Here is a 24,716-nt window from a genome sequence, read left to right as displayed (position 1 = left end):
AGATGGGAGACGTTATAGATATATATGGATTATCACCTTTGCAAAAAGGAATATTGTTTCATACTTTATACGATCAAGATGATGAACATTCTTTTTCCTACATTGTACAAGTAGGCTTCTTGCTCGGGGGGCAATTGGATGTTGCTACTTTTGAAAAGGCTTGGGAATATGTTATTCATCGACATGAAGTTCTACGCTCAGTATTTGTGTGGGAGGAAGTAGAAAAACCTCTGCAAGCAGTTTACCAACGTCTTCCTTTTACTATTCATCAAGAGGATTGGAGTGCCCATTCGCATGAGGAGAGGGAGAAGAAATTACACCAGTTTTTGACTGCAGATCGTAGAAAAGGATTTTTATTAGATCAAGCACCGTTGATGAGAGTCACTGCGATTAAAGAAGCAGAAGAGGAAACGAGAATCATTTGGACACATCATCATATTTTGCTAGATGGGTGGAGTGTGTCATTGGTCTTTAGTGAAGTGATGGAAGTTTATCTCAAGATGATAAAGGGAGAATTGTTGAATCTTCCTAAATCTCTTCCTTATAAAAAATATATCCAGTGGATAAATAAACAAGATCAAAGTCAAGCAGAGGAATTTTGGACAGAAGAATTAAAGGGGTTTTATGCACCTACGCCATTAGCGATGGAAAGAAAGGATCAAGAACAGGAGAAGGGCTATGGAGAGTGTGTTTATCAGATATCTGAGGAACTCACTGAGAATTTACAAGAGTGGGTACGAAATAGTCGATTAACATTGAATACGTTAGTACAAGGCGCATGGGCCTATTTGATGAGTAGGTATAGCGGTGAAAGTGACATCGTATTTGGCATAACTAGCTCTGGACGTCCTACTGATTTGATAGGAGCAGAGAATATGGTAGGTCTATTTATTAACACATTACCTACGAGAATTCGATTAACGGATGATACATCAGTAGTAGATTGGCTTCGTAAAATACAGATGAAAGAAATGGAACGAAGACAATATGAGCATAATTCGTTGGTTGATATTCAAGGGTGGAGTGAGGTTCCGCGGAATAGTTCCTTATTTCATACCTTGTATGTGTTTGAAAATTATCCAATTCAAGGTAAGAGAAATGATGATTTAAGATTACTAGATGTTAAAAGCGCGGAACAAACAAATTATCCTTTAACACTCATTGTAATGCCCGGTAAGAAAATTACTTTAAAGTTGATGTATGATCGAAGCTATTTTAATGAAGAAACAATAAATCGGATTCAGGGTCACTTATTGCAAATATTAATTCAGATGACGAAGAGCTTAGATTCAAAACTCTTTGAAATTACTCATTTAACAGTGGAAGAGCAGACACAGTTACTAGAGGAATGGAATAATACTCAAGTAAAATATTCAGCTGAAGGCATGATTCATACGGTGTTTGAGGAGCAAGTCAAGAAAAATCCAGAAGCAATCGCAGCTATGTACGAAAATGAACAAATTACCTATAGAGAGTTGGATGAGCGTGCGAATCAGCTAGCACATTATTTACAAAAGCGTGGTGTAGGTTCAGAGTCTCTAGTCGGGGTATATATGGAACGTTCATTACAAATGATGATAGCGTTATTAGGTATTCTAAAATCAGGAGGGGCGTATGTTCCACTTGATCCTACTTATCCAGAGAGTCGGCTTCGTTATATATTAGAGGATGCTGGAATCGAAGTACTAGTGACGGAAGAAAATTCAAAAAATTTATATATATCTGAAGATGTTGAAACGATTTGTATGAATAAAGATTATACTGCAATTAAAAAAGAAGAATCAATCCCATGTATAAGTGGTGTAACAGGGAGAAGTTTAGCGTATGTTATGTATACTTCAGGATCTACAGGTAATCCAAAGGGAGTGATGATTGAGCATCATTCAGTAATCAATTACCTAGAATGGATGCAACATAAATATCCACTTTCTGAAAAGGATGTGGTCTTGCAGAAAACCCCATTCTCATTTGATGTATCTGTTTGGGAGTTATTTTGGGGTATTCACGTTGGAGCAAGTGTATCTTTCCTACCTCGAGGTGGAGAAAAAGATCCTTCTATTATAGCTGAAGTGATTAAAAAACATCAGGTTACTATAGTTCAATTTGTACCTTCGATGTTATCTGTTTTCTTAGATCACTTCAATCATATTGAATTGAACATGAATTGTTCGTCCGTACGCCATGTATTTTCTGGTGGAGAAGAACTAAGTTCAGGGTTAGTTAGACGATTTCAACAGAAATGGAATTATAGTGGACAAGTGAAATTAACCAACTTTTATGGACCAACTGAAGCCACTATTTATGTAAATGCATTTGATATTCAGCCTAATCAAGAATTTGTTTCTATTGGGCAGCCAATACAGAACACGCAATTATATGTATTAGACCAAAATCAACGCTTGCAATCAATAGGAATTGAGGGTGAGTTATATATTGGTGGTGCTGGTTTAGCACGTGGATACTTAAATCGTCCGAATCTTACTGCTGAAAAATTCGTTTCGCATCCATTTCGATTGGGGGGACGACTATATCGAACAGGAGATTCAGTAAGATATCTAACTGATGGAAATATAGAATTTATAGGTAGAATGGACCATCAAGTAAAAATGCGCGGTTTTAGGATTGAATTAGGAGAAATTGAAGCGACTTTAGAAAAATGTTCGTTTATTAAAGAGGCTGTCGTATTAGTTAGAGAAGACCGTCCAGGTGATCAACGATTGGTTGCATATGTAATAAGCGATGGAAATACCCAAGAGTGGAGAGAGTATTTACAAAACCAATTACCGAATCATATGATTCCAGCTCACTTTGTAGAGTTAGAACACTTCCCGCTTACTCCGAATGGGAAAATTGACCGAAAGGCCTTGCCAGCACCTGATGAGCAAGCTATTGGAGATTTAAATGTTCTACCTCGAACGCCATCGGAAGAGCTTATTGCCTCGGTTTGGGGTCAAGTGTTAGGGACAGAAAATATTGGTATTCAGGATTCCTTCTTTGAAAGTGGTGGTCACTCACTACTTGCTACTCAAATCGTCTCTCGATTGCAAGAATTGTTCCAAATCAAAATCCCATTACGTGAACTTTTCAAGCACGATACAGTGGAAGCATTAGCGAAACGAGTAGATCAGTTGCGCAAAGAAGATAAAAAACGAGAGGTTCCACCCCTTGTACCTATGACACGAGAAGAATCTATTCCACTTTCCTATGCGCAGAAACGTCTATGGTTTATTGAACAATTAATGCCAAATAGTGCGATGTACAATATTCATGCAGCGTGTCGCTTAACAGGTAAATGGTCAATTGAAGCATTGGAATCCGGATGGAATCAGTTGTTTGAGCGTCATGAATCATTACGAACGATAATTCTAAAACAAGAGGGTGAACCTTTTCAACAGGTTCAATCTCATGTATTCAGACATATCTCTCAAACGGATCTAACAGATCTCTCTTTAGAAGATAGGGAAAGAGAAATGAAACGGCTCATTCAAAACGAAGCGGAGGAACCATTTCATTTTGGACAAGGTCCTCTAATTCGAGCACGAATATTGAAAGTGGACAGGGAAGAATGGGTTCTCCTTTGTACGATGCATCATATTATTTCAGATGGATGGTCAATGGGAATCTTACTTGAAGAATGGATGGCTTTTTATGAAGGAGCACTAAGCGGAAAACCGGTGGAATTGAAGGAGTTATCTATCCAATATGCAGACTTTGTCATGTGGCAGAAGGAATGGCAAAAAGAAGAGAATTTGGATCAGCACCTTCAATATTGGAAGGAAGAATTATCTGGGGAGCTACCGGTTTTACAATTACCGATGGATCGTCCTCGACCTGCGGTTCAAACCCACCGTGGTGCAAGTCAGTCCTTAACGGTGGCGAATTCCCTACAGGAAAAGCTCAAAGATTTAAGTCTGCAAGAAGGATGCACTTTATTTATGACATTGATGGCAGCGTATCAAAGCTTCCTTTCTCGTTATACAGGACAAGACGACATCTTGGTTGGAAGCCCAATTGCAAATCGAAATGTTAAAGAGATTGAGGGATTAATAGGTTTCTTTGCAAATACGTTGGTTTATCGAGCAGATTTCAGTGAAAATCCGACGTTCCAAGAACTTTTGTCGCAGGTACGAAAAAAAGCACTAAAAGCCTACGAGTATCAGGACATTCCATTTGAGAAAGTGGTGGAATCTGTAAAACCGGAACGGAATACAAGTCATTCACCGATATTTCAAACCATGTTTACTTTACAGAATACGAAACAAGCGTTTCCTCAGCTATCTGAAAGAAACATGGAACTCATGGAAAGTCATGCTTCTGTTGCGAAATTTGATTTGAGTTTATTTGCTTCTGAGACGGAAGAAGGATTATCGCTAACCTTTGAATACAATACTGATTTGTTTAATGATACAACCATTGAACGCATGGCAAGTCATTTTGAACATTGGTTAAATCAAATTGTCTCTCATCCAAAATATTTATTATCTGAACTGAATATGTTATCGAAAGCAGAATATAAGCAATTAATAGAGGAATGGAATGAATCAGGTGTTGTAGATATACAAGAAAGCACGATTCATACATTGTTTGAAGAACAAGTGAAAAAAACACCAGAAGCAATTGCAGTAGTGTGCGAAGATGAAGAACTAACATATCGAGAGTTGGACGAACGCTCGAATCAGCTGGCACATTATTTACAGAAAAATGGTGTTGCATGCGAATCATTGGTTGGGATTTGCGTTACACGTTCATCCGAGATGATTGTCGGCCTCTTAGGAATTATGAAGGCAGGAGGAGCATATGTCCCAATTGATCCAGCGTATCCGGAAAGTCGACTGCAATACATTTTAGAGGATGCTCAAATAAAGGTACTGGTGACACAGGAAAAGTTACAACAAAAAATGGTTATAACTAAATCCGTTGCCGTGATTTGTATTGATCGTGATCGAGAAGAAATAGAACAAGAAGTAACTACAGTGTGTACCAGTGAAGTGACGGGCGATAATTTAGCCTATATTATCTATACTTCAGGTTCCACTGGAAATCCAAAGGGGGTAATGATTGAGCACAGGAATACAGTAACAATGATTCATTGGGCGCATCACACATATTCCCAAAAGGAATTAGCGGGAGTATTAGCTTCAACTTCGCTATCCTTTGATCTATCCGTTTTTGAAGTGTTTGTTCCCTTAACGATGGGTGGTAAGGTGATTGTCGCTGAAAATGCTCTACATCTAGACAAGTTGTCTACCAAGGGTGTGACTTTGGTCAATACTGTGCCATCGGCAGCGAAGGAACTGGTTCGCGCAAAAACAATTCCTTCTTCGGTAAAGGTGATGAATTTGGCTGGAGAACCATTACCATATTCACTCGTTCAAGATTTATACGAGAGAAGTACGATTGAGAAGGTGTACAACCTATATGGACCGTCCGAAGATACTACGTATTCCACATATATGGAATTAGAAAAGGGTGTCATGTATAGGGTACCACCAATTGGTAAACCAGTCTTCAATGCAGAAGTATATGTACTGAGTGCTGAACAAAAAATGGTTCCAATTGGTGTAGTTGGTGAGCTTTACATTGGTGGATCAGGATTAGCACGTGGATACTTAAACCGTCCTGACTTAACGCAAGATTGTTTTATACCGCATCCGTTTAAAGAAGGAGAGCGAGTATACCGGACTGGAGACCTAGTAAGGTATCTGCCAGATGGAAATTTGGAGTATCTTGGCCGAATCGATCATCAGGTAAAAATTCGTGGGTTCCGGATTGAACTAGGAGAAATTGAAGCGACATTGCAAAAGCATACATTAGTTAACGAAGTTCTTGTGATGGTGCGGGAAGATTATCTTGGTGATCCACGTTTGATTGCCTATGTTGTGGGAGATGGGGATGCTCATAAGTGGCGTGATTATCTCAAGGACCAGCTACCAAATTACATGATTCCAGCCTATTTTGTCGGATTGAATGCATTTCCACTCACTCCAAATGGAAAGATTGATAGGAAGGCCTTACCAGTACCAGAGAGACAGGAGATAGTGAGGGGTTATATTGCTCCCCGTACACCTACGGAAAAAACAATCGTTTCAATATGGCATCAAGTTTTAGGTGTAGAAAATATTGGAGTGCAGGATTCGTTTTTTGAAATAGGTGGGCATTCATTACTTGCTACACAAGCTGTTTCCAATCTTAAAGAGGCTTTTGGAATCGAGTTACCATTGCATGATCTATTTACGTTTCATACGGTGCAACAATTGGCAAAACAGATTGATCAATTGTTCTATAACAAAAATCAAGAAATACAGAATGATAGTAAGGAGAATGTAAGTCTTCAAGACTATATTCAAAAAGAAGCAGAAGTGAGTAATGATGAAGAATTACTTGAACTACTTAAGCAATTAGAAGAGCTATCAGAGGAAGAAGCACAAGGAATATTCGAGAGTAAGTTAGTTGAGGAAGGGGTAAAAAAATGAGAAGTGATTTACATGCAAAGCTGAGTTCACTTTCTCCTGAGAAAAGAGCTTGGCTTCAGAAGAAAATGCAAAAAAAGGAGAATAAAGAAGCACTTCCGTTGTCTTATGCACAACAACGTTTGTGGTTTATGGACAGATTTAACCCAAACAGTTCTTTATATAATATTCCAACTGTATGGCATCTAAAAGGAAATTGGATTCCTGAAGCATTAGAAAAGGGATTCAATCGACTCATTGAACGTCATGAATCATTACGAACCGTTTTTAAAGAAGTAGGAGAACAACCTGTACAACAAATTGTCGAATTCCTTCCTAGAGCATTACCCGTAAGGGATTACTCGCAACTTCCTCTAGAAGTAAAAGAAAAAGAGGTAGATAGTTTAATTGCGAGAGAAGCGCAAGAACCATTTGATTTAATGAATGGCCCTTTAATTCGTAATCAGCTTGTTCAATTAGGAAAGGATGAATGGTTATTACTATGTACGATGCATCATATTATTTCTGATGCTTGGTCCATCGGTATACTCATGAATGAATTACTTACTTTCTATGAAGAAGAAACGGGCGGGAATCCTGCTAAATTAAGTTCACTATCCATTCAATATGCAGACTTTGCGAAGTGGCAAAAGGAGTGGTTGCAAGGTGATGTGTTAAATCGTCAACTTACGTATTGGGAGGAAGAATTGTCTGGGGAGCTTCCTATATTACAACTGCCAGTGGACCGACCTCGACCGGTTACGCAAACTTACGCTGGGGATACGCATCACGTGATTTTTCCTTATAGATTACTCAATCAATTAAAGGATATAAGTCGACAAGAAGGATCTACCTTATTTATGACTTTAATGGCTGCATACCAGAGCTTTCTTGCTCGTTATACGGGGCAAAAAGATATTCTAGTCGGAAGTCCGATTGCAAATCGGAATCATAAGGGAGTAGAAGGATTAATCGGTTTCTTTGTTAATACGTTGGTTTACCGATCAGATTTGAGTGGCACCCCTACTTTTCGGGAGATTTTGAACCAAACAAAGAAAAAGGCGTTAAAAGCTTACGAATATCAAGATATACCATTTGAAAAAGTGGTAGAAGCTGTGCAACCTGAACGAAGTATGAGTCATTCTCCTATCTTTCAGACCATGTTTACACTACAGAATATAAAACAAGAACGACTAGATTTGTCTGGTAGAAGTATCGAAATGGTAGAAAGTAATATGTCTATTGTAAAATTTGATCTGAGTTTAACTGCCTACGAAGTGGAAGAAGGTCTATTTGTCTCATTTGAATACAACACGGATTTATTTGATAGTAGTACCGTTGCACGTATGGCAGGCCATTTTGAGAACTGGTTAAATGAAATCGCGTATCATCCAGATGAATCATATACAAAGCTGTCAATGTTATCGGACACAGAGCAGAAACAACTCCTAGAAGAATGGAATGATACTGACATAGTTTATGGTCATGAGTGTATGATTCATGAGCTATTTGAGCAGCAAGTGGCACGTACACCTGATGCAGTGGCGGTAGTTTATGAGGGTGGAAAGTTAACGTATCAAGAACTCAATGAAAAATCGAACCAATTGGCACATTATCTACAAAAACGAGGTATAGGACCTGAATCATTGGTTGGTATATGTGTTGAACGCTCTCCTGATATGATTATTGGTCTCTTTGGGATTTTGAAAGCAGGAGGGGCTTATGTCCCACTGGACCCAAGTTATCCCGAAAACCGCCTGAGATACATTTTAGAGAATTCACAAATTCAAGTGCTGTTAACAAACGAGGCACTACAGGACTGGTTACCTAAAGATATTCAAGCAATTTGTTTAGACCGGGATCAAGTAATGATTTCTAAAGAGAGTAATTTGGCTCCGGTAAGTGGAGTAACTGCAAATAACTTAGCCTATATCATATATACTTCGGGTTCGACGGGAAATCCGAAGGGAGTAATGATTGAACACCATTCGGTTATCAACCGCCTACAGTGGATGCAGAAAAAATATCCATTATCTGAGGAGGATACAATTCTACAAAAGACACCGTTTTCGTTTGATGTTTCTGTCTGGGAATTATTTTGGTGGTCATTTGTAGGAGCACGTGTTTGTTTGCTTCCACCAGGAGGAGAGAAAGATCCTGCGGTGATTGAGGAGTATATCGAACGATATCGTGTGAACACCATTCACTTTGTTCCGTCGATGTTATCTACTTTCTTGGATTATATGGAACAATATAATTCGAAAAGGGATGTAGCGTCTTTAAATCAGGTTTTTACTAGTGGAGAAGCATTAAATACTGAACAGGTTCGCCGCTTTAAGGGGGTATTTTACGATGTTCAGCAAACAAAGTTAATTAACTTGTATGGTCCTACCGAAGCGACTGTGGATGTGACTTATTATAATTGTGATTTAGAAAAAGAACCTATGCTTATTCCAATTGGTCGTCCAATTGATAATACAGAGTTGTATGTGTTAGATCAACATCAACAGGTGGTACCGATTGGTGTGGCGGGGGAACTTTACCTTGGAGGAGTAGGATTGGCACGTGGCTACTTCAATCGACCAGAGTTAACTACTGAGCGTTTTATTCCGCATCCCTTTAAGGAAGGGGAACGATTATATCGAACGGGTGACCTGGTGAGATATATGAATGATCGTAACTTGGAGTATATTGGAAGAATGGATAACCAAGTTAAAATCAGAGGATTCCGAATTGAACTGGGAGAAATCGAAGCAGCTTTACATGATCACTCATCTGTAAAAGAGGCTGTCGTGTTGGTGAAGGAAGATCGACCAGGAGATAAGCAGTTAGTAGCTTATGTAGTGGGTGAAGGGGATACAGGAGAGTGGCGTGAATATCTTAAGAAGCAATTGCCACATTATATGGTTCCGGCATACTTCTTCCAAGTTGAAGGGATGCCACTCACTCCAAATGGTAAGGTGAATCGGAAAGCTTTATTGGAATTGGAGGCACAGTTCATAAGTGAAGATATTACTACTTCATCACGAACACCAGTAGAGGAGCTCATTGTTTCCGTATGGGGCCAAGTGTTAGGTATAAAAAATATAAGTGTTCAGGATTCTTTTTTTGAGATTGGTGGTCACTCGCTGCTAGCTACTCAAGTAGTTTCACGCTTACAAGAAATCTTTCAAATCGAATTACCGGTACGTGAACTATTTGAGTATGCAACGGTGGAGTCACTGGCAAAGCGATTAGATCAGTTACGTAAAGGAGATAGAAAACGAGAGATTCCGCCACTAATGCCGATGGAAAGAGGGGAAACTATTCCGCTCTCTTATGCCCAACAGCGCTTATGGTTTATCGATCAATTTATACCTAATAGCGCCCTTTACAATATGCCAATGGTATGCCGCCTTACAGGGAGTTGGCTACCTGAGGCATTGGAAAAGGGATGGAATCAGCTCATAGAGCGTCATGAATCATTGCGGACGGTCTTTCACGAAGTGAACGGTCAGCCCGTGCAGCAAATTGAACCGTATGCTTTTCGATCAATTCCGAAAACGGATTTAACTATGCTTTCTCCAGAAGACCGAGAAGAAGAAGTTAAACGTTTGATTCAACAAGAAACAGAAGTGCCATTTGATTTAACAGAGGGCCCACTAATCAGGACAAGTATTTTGCAAGTGGGAGAGGAAGAATGGATTCTCCTTTGTACTTTACATCATATCATTTCAGATGGATGGTCAATGGGGGTCCTACTTGAAGAATGGATGGCATTCTATGAGAAAGCTACGGATGGAAAGATAGCAGAACTTGAACCATTACCGGTTCAATATGCCGACTTCGCTCAGTGGCAAAAAGGATGGCTGAAGGAGGAAGTGCTTGATCAACAACTCCAATATTGGAGGGAAGAATTGTCTGGGGAGCTTCCTGTACTCCAACTTCCTATGGATCGCCCGCGTCCCGCAATACAAACTCATCATGGGTCGACATACACCCTGGTTCTGCCAAGCACGCTACATGACAAATTAAATGAATTTAGTCGTCAAGAAGGGGCTACACTCTTCATGACCCTGTTAGCTGCATATCAAAGTTTTCTATCCCGCTATACGGGACAAGAAGATATTCTGGTCGGAAGTCCAATTGCTAATCGAAATTATAGAGAAATTGAAGGACTTATTGGTTTCTTCGTCAACACCTTGGTATATCGGGCTAATCTAAGTGGTAGACCGACATTTCAGGATGTTCTGTCTCAGGTTCGTCAAAAAGCATTGAAGGCGTATGAGTATCAAGATATCCCTTTTGAAAAAATTGTGGAAGTTGTACAACCAGAGCGGAGTACAAGTCATTCGCCAATCTTCCAGACTATGTTCATCTTGCAAAATATGAAACAAGAGTTCCCGGTGTTATCTGGTAGAAGTATTGAAATGATAGAAAGCCATAGTCCAATCGCAAAGTTTGATTTAAGCGTAATGGTAGCTGAGACGGAAGAGGGATTACTTTTTACTTTTGAATACAATAAGGATTTATTCAATGCCACAACTATTGAACGGATGGCAGGGCACTTTGAGAAATGGCTACACGAAGTTTCCCATTACCCGCAAAATCCGTTGCATAGTCTGAGCATGCTATCGGAACCTGAGCGTACTTTGTTATTAGAAACATGGAATGACACTGTAATGGAAATGCCCCCACAGGGTCTTATTTGCGACAGATTTGAGGAACAAGTAGCAAAGCGTCCTGAAGCGATTGCGGTAGTTGATCAAACAAAAGATTGGACTTACGGTGAACTGGATGCACAAGCAAATCAGTTGGCAAATGTTTTACAGCGAAAAGGAGTTGCTCCAGAGTCAGTCGTGGGAGTTTATCTTCCGAGGTCGGCTGAGCTCATGGTAAGTTTACTAGGCATATTAAAAGCTGGTGGAGCTTATGTCGTTTTAGATCCGTTGTATCCAAAATCAAGGTTAGAATACATGATTGAAGATGCAGGAATTCAATTTGTAGTGACGGCGGAAGGACAAGAAGGCCTTTTCGAACAGGTCGAAATGGTGAGGTTAGAAGAGTTAACAGTGGAAAGCGTAATCGCACCTACACGGCAGATAAATCCAGAGAACTTAGCTTACATTGTCTATACCTCTGGTTCTACAGGAAAGCCAAAGGGTGTCATGATTGAATATCGCTCATTAATGAATATGGTTTCTTGGCATCAAGAAGTTTATCGTATTACAGCAGAGGATCGTGCGACTCAGATTGCAGGGATTGCTTTTGATTCGGCTGTCCAGGAGATTTGGCCGTATCTAACTGCTGGTGCAGCACTCTACTTGTCAACAGAGGAACTGAGAATTAATCCAGAAGCACTAAGAGACTGGCTCATTGATTCGCGAATAACAGCTAGTTTTGCACCTACGCCTATTCTGGAAAGACTCTTGAAATTATCTTGGCCAGGTAAAACGGATCTTCGTTTTATCATTACCGGCGGGGATCAATTAACGCAGTATCCATCTAACGATATTCCTTTTGCGGTAATCAATCAGTATGGTCCATCGGAAAATACCGTTGTTACCACGGATTGTTATGTACCTGTAGGAGTGACAACAGGTACGCCATCGATTGGTCGACCGATTGCGAATACAGAAGTTTATGTGTTAGATTCTCATCTTCAGCTAGTACCAAGTGGTGTGATTGGAGATCTCTATATTGGAGGGAAGAGTCTTGCTCGTGGATATGCTAATCGTCCGGACCTTACAAAGGAAAAATTTATTTCGCATCCATTCAAGTCAGGAGAGCGTCTCTATTACACCGGAGACAAAGCAAGTTATCTTTCTGATGGTGCTCTCCAGTTCCATGGTCGTATAGATGACCAAGTGAAAATTCGTGGTTTCCGGATTGAATTGGGAGAAATAGAAGCAGTTTTGCAGGCACATTCTTCTGTGAAAGAAGCGGTTGTATTGGTACGAGAGGATGATCCAGGCGACAAGAGATTAGTAGCTTATGTAGTTGGTGAAGGAAGTGTCCAAGAATGGCGAGAGCATCTACAAACACATTTACCAAATTATATGGTCCCAACAAACTTTATTGAGATGGAATTTTTACCACTTACACCGAATGGAAAACTTGATTTAAAGGCATTGCCAATACCTAGCAAATTATCTACTGAAAATACCGTTCACGCACGAACTCCGCTAGAAGAACTTATCGCTTCAGTGTGGAGTCAAGTGCTAGGAATAGAAAATATAGGTGTTCAGGATTCTTTCTTTGAACTTGGTGGTCATTCTCTACTTGCTACTCAAGTGGTTTCACGTTTACAAGAAGTCTTTCAAATAAAACTACTGGTGCGTGAACTGTTCGAGTATTCAACGGTGGAGGCACTGGCGAAGCGATTAGATCAGTTACGTAAGGGAGGCAAAAAACGAGAAACTCCACCATTGATGCCGATGGAACGAGGAAATGCCATTCCACTTTCTTATGCTCAACAGCGCTTATGGTTTATCGATCAATTTACACCTAATAGTGCACTTTATAATATGCCGATGGTATGCCGTCTTACAGGAAATTGGTTACTAGAAGCATTGGAGTTGGGATGGAATCAGTTGATAGAGCGTCATGAATCATTGCGGACAGTATTTCATGAAGTGGACGGTCATCCTGTGCAGAAGATTCAACCGTATACTTTCCGTTCCCTTCCACAAATTGATTTAACTAAGATTTCTCCAGAAGAGAGAGAAAGAGAAGTGGAGCAATGGATTCAAACTGAAGTCGAATCCCCATTTGACTTAGAGCAAGGGCCATTGTTCCGTGGACAAATCGTGAAAATTTCAGAAGAAGAATGGGTTCTTCTGTGTAATATGCATCATATTATCTCGGATGGATGGTCGATGGAAATCTTGCTCCAAGAATGGATGGTATTTTATGAGGAGGCGATTGGCGAAAAACCAGCAGAGCTCGCACCATTACCAGTTCAATATGCCGATTTTGCTCAATGGCAAAGGGATTGGTTAAAAGAGGAAGTACTAAATCAACAGCTTGCATATTGGAAGGAAGAACTGTCTGGTGAGTTACCAGTCTTAATGTTGCCGATGGATCGTCCCCGTCCTCCGGTACAAACCCACCATGGATTAACTCATAATGTGTTGTTGTCACGCTCATTACTGGATAAATTAAACGAACTTAGTCGTCAAGAAGGGGCAACGCTTTTCATGACCTTATTGGCATCTTATCAAAGTTTCCTTGCCCGTTATACAGGACAATCAGAGATTCTTGTTGGAAGCCCAATTGCGAATCGAAATTATCGAGAGATTGAAGGATTGATTGGTTTCTTTGTCAATACGTTAGTCTATCGGGCTGATTTAAGTGGCGCACCGGCATTTAAAGAGTTGTTGTCTCAAGTGCGGATAAAAGCATTGAAGGCATATGAGTACCAAGATGTTCCGTTTGAGAAAATTGTGGAGGTTATCCAACCTGAACGAAGTACAAGTCATTCTCCGATTTTCCAAACCATGTTTACTTTGCAAAATACGGGACAAGAGCTACCACAGCTACATGGACGAAGTATAGAAGTAATGGACAGCCACGCTTCAATCGCCAAATTTGATTTAAGTTTAACTGCCGCAGAAGTGGAAGAGGGCTTATTGCTTACTTTTGTTTATAGGACTGATTTATTTGACAGTTTAACTATTGAATCCATAGCTGAAAATTTTGGAAACTGGTTGAATTTAATCGTGGAACATCCTGATAAATCATTAGCTAAGTTGCCGATACTGTCAGGATTACAGCAAAAACAGTTAGAAGAGTGGAATAATAATGCTGTAGCATATCCACAGGAATTTGGGATTCATCAGCTGTATGAAGAGCAAGTAAATCGTACACCTGACGCGGTGGCAGTGGTAGATGAAAAACAGCAGTTAACCTATCGAGAGCTGAATGAAAAAGCAAACCAATTGGCACATTATCTCCAGAAATGTGGGATTGGGAGCGAGTCATTGGTTGGTCTCTGCTTCCAGCGTTCAGTTGAGATGATTGTCGGTCTCATGGGGATCTTGAAAGCTGGGGCAGCCTATGTTCCATTGGATCCATCGTATCCAGAAAGTCGCCTACGATATATTCTGGAGGACACAGGGATTCAAGTATTGGTCACGAACGAAGCATTAGAAGGTTGGATAACTGAAGAAATCAAAACAGTTTGTTTGGATCGGGATAAAGCGATGATTTCGCGAGAAAGCACCCTTTCACCAATATGTGAAGTGACAGGAGAAAACTTGGCGTATGTAATCTATACTTCGGGATCAACAGGGAATCCGAAGGGAGTTATGGTAGAGCATCACAATGTGATTCGTTTATTTAAATCGACGGAATGTTGGTATCAGTTTGATGAAAAAGATACTTGGACGCTTTTCCATTCTTATGCGTTTGACTTCTCGGTATGGGAGATTTGGGGGGCATTACTCCATGGCGGAAGATTGATTGTTGTTCCTTACTGGATTAGTCGATCGCCCAAGGATTTCTATCAACTGTTAGTAAAGGAAAAGGTTACGGTTCTTAATCAGACACCATCCGCATTTCGACAATTGATACAAGTGTGTGAACAAGAAGATGAGAAGAAAGACTTGCATCTGCGCTATGTCATATTTGGTGGGGAAGCACTCGATCCTACCAGCTTGGTACCATGGTTTCAAAGGTATGGAGAGCAGGAACCACAGTTAATTAATATGTATGGAATTACAGAAACTACCGTTCATGTTACGTATTATCCAATTACTCAAGATGATGTGCAGCATGCTTCAAGAAGTAATATAGGAAAACAGATTCCAGATTTAGAAGTGTATGTACTAGACGCTTGTCAACAACCTGTGCCTATTGGCGTAGCTGGCGAACTATATATTGGTGGAGCAGGACTTGCACGTGGATATTTAAACAGACCCGAATTGACTGCAGAGCGTTTCATTCCTCATCCATTCAGTAGTGACCCAGGAGCGCGATTATATCGGACAGGAGACTTAGCGAGATACTTACCTGATGGAAATCTGGATTATCTTGGGCGGATTGATCACCAGGTGAAAATCCGTGGTTTCCGAATTGAGCTCGGAGAAATTGAATCTGCTTTAAACGCACATGTCTCCATAAAAGAGGCTGTTGTAATTGTTCGAGAAGATCAGCCGGGTGATAAACGGTTGGTGGCATATGTCGTGGGTGATGGGAATGTAGGCGAGTGGAGAGATTATCTCAAGGCGGAACTACCAAGCCATATGGTTCCTTCAGGATTTGTGATGATGGAAGCCATTCCACTAACTGCTAACGGAAAAGTTGATCGTAAGGCCTTACCTGTACCAGAGGAGAGGAAAATCGAAAGTGAATGTGTTGCCACGCGGAATGGTAACGAAGAAACACTGGCCACCATTTGGAAGCAAGTATTAGGGATTAAAAAGGTGGGAATCCATGATAACTTCTTTGAAATTGGTGGAGACTCGATTCTCAGCATTCAGATTGTCTCTCGTGCGAAGCAAGCAGGTTTGCAATTGACGCCAAAGCAAATGTTTGAACACCAAACGATTGCTGAGTTGGCGCAAGTAGTCAATGAAGAACGGGGTGTACAAGCAGAGCAGGGAGTTGTAACTGGAGAACTGATCCTTACACCAATCCAGCAATGGTTTTTTGCACAAGATCATCCAAACCCACACCATTGGAATCAATCCATGTTTTTTAGAACAAAAGAGCGACTGGATATAGTATTACTGGAGAAAGCTGTGCGTACCCTTCTAATCCATCATGATGCCTTGCGTTTAAGATATGAACGGTTACCGAATGGAGCTTGGAAACAGCGGAACGAAGGAATCGAAGAACAATCGACGCTGACCGTTATTTCATTAGAAGAAGTGCCGCAAGCAGAATGGCATCAAGTGATTCAAACGGAGATTGACACTGCACAAGCAAGCTTGCACTTACACGCAGGACCGCTAATGAGAATGGTGTATTTTGATGAAGGTGAGAAAAGAGCCGGCCGATTATTCTGGGTGATTCATCACTTAGCAGTGGATGGTGTTTCTTGGCGGATTTTACTGGAGGATCTGCAAACGGCGTATAATCAAGCGAGCAAGGATCAGATGATCCAATTACCTACAAAGAGTACATCCTTTAAAGCGTGGTCGGAGAAATTGCATCATTACGCTGAAGCTGGGATTGTGCAAGAAGTGCGTGATTACTGGGAGCAGCAATCCGAACAAGAAGTGGCTATGCTACCAGTGGATACCACCCTCGAAGTTCCAGCAAACACAGGAAACGAGGAGATTACCGTGGTGCTGGATGAGAAAGAGACCCGTACGTTATTGAAAGAGATTTCAAGCACTCATCGTGTCCAAATCAATGAAGTACTATTAACAGCATTGGTACAGGCTACGGCAGCATGGACAGGTCATCCGACGCTGACCGTGGATTTGGAGGGGCATGGTCGGGAAGAGATTATCGAAGACGTTGACCTATCTAGAACCGTGGGGTGGTTTACAAGTATTTATCCTGTTCACTTAAATATTACCGGTGCCGACACGCCAATTGCAGCATTAAAAGCAGTTAAAGAACAAGTGCGTAAAATTCCTAATAAGGGTGTTGACCATGGAATTTTGCGGTATCTGAACACAACAATGTGTGAGCAATGGGGGTCTCAACATACACCGTCTATTAGTTTTAACTATCTTGGACAATTTGACCAAATGTTTTCTGACGATGCAATACTTATTCCAGAGAACGGATTTAAGCGCTTAGATCATGCTTCTGGTTCCAAGCGATTGCATTTAATTGATGTAATTGGAATGGTAACGGATGGGAAGCTTCAGTTCACTTGGGTATACAATGTAGGACAATATGCGAAATCAACGATTCAAAGTATTGCAGAGAATATGCTCCATCAACTAAGTAAATTGATTCAATCTGCGGATGGAGAATCTGCACTGACCGTTTCAGATTTTGTGATGGCTAATCTTGACCAAGCCAGTTTGACAAAAGTATTAACCAAGATGAATCGTGGAAATAATTATCCGATTACCGATTTATATCCACTATCGCCTTTGCAAGAAGGAATGATTTTCCATGCATTGCATGACCAAGGGGAGGAACATGTAGCGCCGTATATAGTGCAATTAAGTTTCATGATTAGAGGAGAATTGGATATTGCTACTTTCGAACTGGCGTGGAAATCGATAATTCAGCGGCATGAAATTTTCCGCTCAGCTTTCCTTTGGAATGAAGTTGAGGAGCCTTTACAAGTGGTGTATGAGAGTGTTCCATTTAAGGTGAATGTAGAAGATTGGCGTACGCTGACTGCTGAAGAAAAAGAAGAGAAAAGAAAAGCCTTTTTGGCATTGGATCGAAAACAAGCCTTTCTTTTTGATAAAGCGCCATTGATGCGGGTGACTGTCATTCAAGAAGGTGAGGAAGAATATCGAATTGTTTGGACACATCACCATATTCTGTTGGATGGATGGAGCCTACCACTGGTCTTTAACGAATTGCTTACAGTGTACCAGAAGAGAATGAATGGAGAAGCCGTGCATTTACCTAATTCATCGCCATACAAGAAATATATTCAATGGCTAAGAGAACAGAATCAGGAGCAGGCGGAGCAATTCTGGAGAGAGAAACTTAAAGGTTTTACAGCTCCAACCCTGCTGGGCTTAGAAAGTAAAGAGCAAGAAAAAGGTTACACAGAGAAGGTAACTTATTTATCAGAAGAGCAAACCCAAGCGTTACAAAACTGGGCGAAGCGCAATAGGCTCACTTTGAATACAGTAATTCAAGGTGCGTGGGCGTATCTCATGAGCCGGTATAGTGGAGAAGATGAAGTTGTCTATGGTGTAACTAGCTCAGGACGCCCTACGGAGATTATTGATGTTGAAAACATTGTAGGTCCTTTTATTACCACATCACCGACGCGAATTCAGTTGATAGATAATATAAAAATAATGGATTGGTTGCAGAAGATACAAGAGGAAGAGATAGAAAGAAGACAATATGAATATGCTTCTTTGACAGAGATTCAAGGATGGAGTGAAGTTCCTAGAGGAACCCCGCTGTTCCATAGCTTGTATGTGTTTGAAAACTACCCAGTGAAAGAGGAGTCCTCAGGAAATCTAGAAATTGGTGGGTTGGAAGGAGTAGAGCAAACTCATTATCCATTAGGATTGACAGTTGTCCCAGAAAGCCAGTTGTTGTTAAAGTTGAAGTATGATCGTAGCAAGTTTAATGGTCTCACTATTGAACGGATGCTGGGGCATTTAAGCCAGGTGTTAAAGCAAATGATCGAGAACGTTGATCAAACTCTGTCGGAGCTGGTGTATGTTACGGAAATAGAACAGAAACAACTACTGGAAGAATGGAATGATAATGCAGCAGCGTATCCACGTGAAAGTGTGATCCACAAACTTTTTGAAGATCAAGTGGATCGTACACCTGATGCGGTGGCAGTGGTGGATGAAAATCAGCGGTTGACGTATCGAGAGCTGAATGAGAAAGCAAACCAATTGGCCCATTATCTTCAGAAAATGGGGATTGGGACGGAGTCATTGGTCGGGCTTTGTTTCCAACGTTCAGTGGAGATGATTGTCGGTCTCATGGGAATCTTGAAAGCTGGATCAGCCTATGTTCCGCTGGATCCATCGTATCCAGAAAGTCACCTACGATATATTCTGGAGGACACAGGAATTCAAATATTGGTTACGAACGAAGTATCACAAGGTTGGATGCCTGAAGAAGTTGAAACAGTTTGTTTGGACCGAGATCAAGCAATGATTTCGCAAGAAAACACTCTTTCACCAATATGTAAAGTAACAGGAGAAAACTTGGCGTATGTTATCTACACTTCAGGTTCGACCGGGAATCCAAAAGGGGTTATGGTGCAGCATCATTCGGTATTAAATCTATCCTATGGTTTACAGAAAGAGGTTTTTTCACATCGGGCACATGATAACATGCGCGTTGGTCTAAATGCCTCAATCGCCTTTGATTCATCCGTTAAACAATTACAAATGCTTTTGTATGGTTCTAGTTTGTATATTATTTCAACAGAAGTTCGCAGTGATCCTCAACAGTTTATATCTTATATTCGGGAGAATAAGTTGGAAATGTTCGATATAACACCTTCACTACTCCAATTACTAATAGATGAGGGGTTGTTAGAAACAAACGATAGTGTTCATGTTCCAAGCAAGGTACTGGTCGGTGGAGAAGCGATTATGCCATCACTGTGGGAACAACTAGTAGAGAATGACCATATCCATTTTTATAATGTATATGGTCCTACGGAATGTACGGTTGATGCGACATGCTATCGTATCAAAAAAGATAGTAAGAGAGTAACCATTGGGCGTCCGTTGCCAAATGTTCAAGCCTATGTATTGGATGAGAAGTTGTTACCTGTTCCAGTTGGTGTAACGGGTGAACTTTATATCGGTGGAGCAGGCCTAGCGAGAGGATACTTGAATCGTCCAGAGTTAACGTTAGAACGTTTTATTCCACATCCATTTAATGAAGGAGAACGGTTATACCGGACGGGAGATCTAGTCCGTTATTTAGCTGATGGCCATTTGGATTATCTGGGAAGAATCGATAATCAAGTGAAAATTCGAGGATTCCGGATTGAGCTTGGAGAGATTGAAGCGAATTTAGAAAGTCATCCATCGGTGAAAGAGGCGGTAGTCTTGATAAGAGAGGACCAACCAGGAGATCAGAGATTGGCTGCCTATGTGGTGGGTAAAGGAAGTATGCATGAATGGCGTGAGCATCTCAAGAGGCAAGTACCGAATTATATGATTCCTGCACACTTTATTGAGGTTGATGCGATTCCCCTTACAACAAATGGGAAGGTTGATCGAAAGGCACTGAACAGCTTAACGATTCAAAGAGAAAGTACCTTTTCTACACCAATCATCCCACGGGATGAAATCGAGTATCAGCTGATTACAATCTGGCAGGATTTGCTACAGTTAGAAGATATCCATGTAAACGATGATTTCTTCAATATAGGAGGTCACTCTCTCCTTGTAATCAAATTGATTTCAAAGGTCAGAGAGAAATTTGGAAAAGAGATTAAGGTGCCCGCACTAATTAAGAATCCGACAGTGGAAGGAATCGCTTGTCTCATCCGTGAGAATCATCGTATGGAAGAATCATTATCGGTTCTGGTTCCATTACAAGAATCAGAGAAAAGACCTTTCTTCTGTGTTCACCCGTTTATGGGTAATGTACTCTGTTACATTCAGCTAGCAAGGTTACTCAAGGATCACTGCTCATTTTATGGTCTACAGAATCCTCTCGTAGAGAAAGAAGGAATGAACGGGTTGATTTTATCGGAAGTAGTTCAACTCTACATCGAGGAAATGAAGCGGGCTCAGCCAGAGGGGCCGTATCGTCTGGGAGGATGGTCTCTGGGCGGTGCCATCGCCTATGAAATCGCAACTATGCTACGGAACCAGGGAGAAGAAGTTGAGGTGTTGGTACTATTGGATACCAAGGTGCCTTCAGAACGGGATTACAAGACAGAAGATGAAATGCTATCTTATATATTGGAGCATTTCATCAATATAGAGTTAGTGGATCAGGAAGAAGAGCTTGTTCATCAACAGGACATGCTTGTTGAGCAATTAATTGTGGAAGGAGTGCTCCCGCCTGATGCAAATCTTACGAATTTGAAGCAAATTATCAATGCTCACAGGAAATGTCTGAATTTAATGGCAGAGCATGATTTAACACCATATTTTGGGGAAGTCATTTACTTTAGTGCTGAGGAAGGTAAAGAATTGTTTACGGATTGGAAGCCTTTATTAAAAGGAAGAGTGAATATGTATTCGGTCCCTGGATCACACGAAGAAATAGTAGCTTCCCCCGCAGTTGAAAAGTTAGCTAAGTATCTACTAAATGAATTAGAAGGAATAAAAGAGACGTCCCTTTCACTAACGGAAAAGTAGAGAGCACAAAATAGGCAACTTTATAAACAAACATTGTTATTATTAAAGTTGTTATTTGTGAGTAGTAGTGTAAATAAAGAGAGCAGTCCAATAACTGCACATCAAGTGTAGGAGATTATGTATATATCAAGAGCATTACTTTTTAAGGGGCTAATGAAAAATTGCTTGATAGGGACATAGAAACATATATGAGTTGTTCATAGTATGCTGTAAATTATCTGAAGTTTTTGTACCAGAAGCGAATGCTTTGATGATATTGCTGAGGAAAGGTGTATATTTTCATTGATATGTTAATATGCACCTTTTCTATTATATTTGCACTTGAATAGATGCAAGTTAGAAAATGAAATTGAATTTCTATAACGTATACATAGGAAGCCATCCTTTTAAAAAGGAAGTGATTTATCATACAAATTCATGCTGTGAAAATACCAAAGAATATTGGAAATCATTTGTTTAATCAATTTAGTAACTTGATTTCAAATGAGAAGAGAGAACGAATGAAGCGGTTATTAAATTTATGTGATATTAATAGGACTTTAATAGGAGATTTGTTAATCCGATCTCTAGTCTGCCAAAAGTATAAAATTAGTAATGAAGAAATTAGATTTATATATAATGAGTATGGAAAACCTTTTGTTGAAAACTTTTCTGACTTTCATTTTAATATTTCACATTCAGGAGAATGGGTGGTTTGTGGCACTGCTAATTCTAATGTAGGGATTGATATAGAGAAAGTTTCAGAAATAGAGGCTCTTAAATTAGCAAATGAGTTTTTTTCAGATGAAGAATTTTATGATATATCTAGTATGAATTCTGATGAACAAATTAATTATTTTTATGATATATGGACATTAAAAGAAAGCTATATAAAAACGATTGGAAAAGGGCTTTATATCCCGTTAAATTCATTTTCTATAAAAAAAGAGTCACGAACTTTAATCTCATATAAGAATATACCTAAAGACTTTTACTTTAGACAATATAGCATTGAGCCGAATTATAAGATATCTGCTTGTGCAACAAGGGAAGAATTTCCGCAGGATATAATAATTAAAGATATTTATACAATTTGCCAAAATATAAACAAATTTTAAAGTAAGGAGAAAATCAATGCAGAAGACTAAACTTTTTTGCTTTCCACATGCTGGGGGATCTGCGTTTAGTTACGCAAAATGGAAAAATTACTTTAATCCATATATTGAAGTAGTCCCAATAGAGTTAGCTGGTAGAGGATATAGAATTGAAGAAAGCTTGTACCAAAGTATGGAAGAGGCCGTAAATGATGTCTACACTAGTATAGTTAAGCAGATAGAGCATTCGCCCTATATTCTATATGGGCATAGCATGGGAAGTTTGATTGCCTATGAAGTAGCCAGAAAAATACAAGATTCTAAAAACGTATTGCCTGAATTTCTTGTTTTGTCCGGTAGAAACCACCCAAATAGTAAAATGAAAAATATCCGACATAATCTTTCTAACGAACAATTTAAAAGAGAAGTTATTGCAATGGGAGGTACACCGTCCGGGGTACTTCAATCAGAAGAATTAATGGGAATTTTCCTCCCAATTCTAAGAGCAGATTTTAAAATTGTTGAGACATATATTCATGACAATAATATGCAAGCATGTGGTATTGATTTTCTTATATTTAATGGGGAAAATGATGAATTTACTACATATAATCAAGTAATAAAATGGGAGCAATACACAAGTAAAACGTGTACTTTTCACTCTTTTAAAGGTAATCATTTCTTTCTAAATGAAAATATTGAAGAAATAGCAAATAGAATTATAAGAAAGTTAGATTCTAAAAGATTTTCAACTAGTTTTTAGAGTTTTTCTAAGTACAATCATGGCTGAGAAACCAAAAATTAAAGGTGAAAAATACAGGTACTGCTGGAATATCATTGAATGGAGTCATAGAAGCCTCAACGAAATGTTCAAAGGTAGGTAATGATGGAATTCTAAGCAAAATATATGAATTAACTTTAGTTTATTTAGGCTTTACCTGTAGGTGAAGTTTTCTTATTTCATTTTATTTTATCACCAGAAAAATGATCTTCTAAATTAAATTTAAGCATTTTTGAATTTAAACATGTCGTGCTTTCTCATATTGACAGTAATCGACTTACGTGGCTGGAAGAAAGAATTGCTAATTATTTGGGTAATACACCATTATACTTGATACAAGGTACATAACAGTTAGGGAACCTGTATGTAAAGCTACTGTATATGTGAAGTGAAAAGGCCGGCTCTTATACTTATGAGTCGGCCTTTTTGTTTTATGGATATCAAATTAGAAAGCAACATTTCAAAGGGTATCTTGTGATATAACTAAGTAGAATTTTAAACAAGGGGATGATGAGATGAATAAATTGAAGGGGAAAGTTGCATTAGTAACAGGTGCTAGTAGGGGAATAGGGCGAAGCATTGCCTTACATTTGGCTCAAGCTGGTGCGTTAGTCGTAGTTCACTATAGTAAAAGAAAAGAAGAAGCAGAAAGAGTAGTGCTTGAACTACCCCCACTTTCACTTCGTTTAGAAGTGGGGGATTCCTAAGTAAAGAGTTCTAATAAAATTAAACAAGATGGCGGTTCTGCATTTGCAATCAGTGCAGACTTAAGTACTTTTAACGGTATAAATTACTTGTATTCAATGTTGGATCAATCTCTTCAAAAACATATAGGTAATACTACATTTGATATACTTGTAAACAACGCTAGAATTGGGCAGATTTTAACGTTAGAGGAATCTACAGAGGGGTCTTTTGATGAGGTTATGAATATTAATGTGAAGGCTCCATTTTTCATTATTCAAAAGGCTTTGCCACGTTTAAAAGATGGAGGACGTATTATCAATATTTCGTCATTTGTTACACGGATAGCCTCCCAAAGTGTTTTTGCCTACAGTATATCTAAGGGGGCAATTAATATACTCACTTATACTTTAGCCCGTGGTATTACAGTAAATGCAATTCTCTCAGGCATAATTAATACAGAAATGAATGCTGAGACATTGGGGAATCAAGATGGACGAAAATATGATGCAGGTTTATCGACCTTTAATAGGTGGGGAGAACCTAATGATATAGCTGATATTGTAGGTTTTCTTTCATCATCAGACAGTCGTTGGATAACTGGTGAGTTAATCGATGCAAGTGATGGATCTTGCTTATAATGCTAGAGGAAAAGCCGACTTAAATTGAGTTGGATTTTGCAAATCTATTATTTATTTGTTAAACCAGTGAACTACGCACCACTTATTAGCTCTTACAATAGCCAACTTGAAATGGGTCCAAAGGTGGTAAGTCAATTAGAGTAGAGAACTAATTATGC

At 39.6% G+C, this 24,716-nt stretch carries 4 protein-coding genes and 1 pseudogene; all 5 read left to right on the top strand.

The annotated features are described in order from the left end of the window. Nucleotides 1–2 precede the first annotated feature (2 nt). The 5 genes and pseudogenes from MR155_RS27200 (at nt 3) to MR155_RS27180 (ending at nt 24,558) form a co-directional block, all read left to right on the top strand. On the top strand, nt 3–6,473 hold the full coding sequence (locus MR155_RS27200) for a non-ribosomal peptide synthetase (RefSeq protein WP_242311568.1): 6,471 nt from the start codon (nt 3–5) through the stop codon (nt 6,471–6,473). Continuing rightward, complete coding sequence (locus MR155_RS27195) at nt 6,470–21,379, top strand: non-ribosomal peptide synthetase (RefSeq protein WP_242311567.1); 14,910 nt, start codon at nt 6,470–6,472, stop codon at nt 21,377–21,379. Before MR155_RS27200 ends, MR155_RS27195 begins: the two co-directional genes overlap by 4 nt. Nucleotides 21,380–21,801: 422 nt before the next feature. Further along, nucleotides 21,802–22,476 carry a 4'-phosphopantetheinyl transferase family protein gene (locus MR155_RS27190; RefSeq protein WP_043314397.1) on the top strand — a complete coding sequence of 225 codons (675 nt, stop codon included), beginning with the start codon at nt 21,802–21,804 and terminating at the stop codon, nt 22,474–22,476. A gap of 16 nt (nt 22,477–22,492) precedes the next feature. Further along, complete coding sequence (locus tag MR155_RS27185; RefSeq protein ID WP_151304223.1) at nt 22,493–23,215, top strand: thioesterase II family protein; 723 nt, start codon at nt 22,493–22,495, stop codon at nt 23,213–23,215. 533 nt (nt 23,216–23,748) lie between these two features. Further along, nucleotides 23,749–24,558, top strand: a pseudogene (locus MR155_RS27180) (SDR family oxidoreductase). The last annotated feature ends 158 nt before the right edge of the window (nt 24,559–24,716 follow it).

The organism is Bacillus cereus group sp. BfR-BA-01331, from assembly GCF_022663915.1.
Taxonomy (GTDB): domain Bacteria; phylum Bacillota; class Bacilli; order Bacillales; family Bacillaceae_G; genus Bacillus_A; species Bacillus_A mycoides.
The sequence above is the reverse complement of the archived record's forward strand: the minus strand, read 5'-3'. Positions and strand labels throughout refer to the sequence as shown.

Coding starts and splice junctions, on each gene's coding strand:
- MR155_RS27185 (WP_151304223.1), top strand. CDS start 22,493: ATGCAGAAGACTAAACTTTTTTGCTTTCCACATGCTGGGGGATCTGCG.
- MR155_RS27195 (WP_242311567.1), top strand. CDS start 6,470: ATGAGAAGTGATTTACATGCAAAGCTGAGTTCACTTTCTCCTGAGAAA.
- MR155_RS27200 (WP_242311568.1), top strand. CDS start 3: ATGGGAGACGTTATAGATATATATGGATTATCACCTTTGCAAAAAGGA.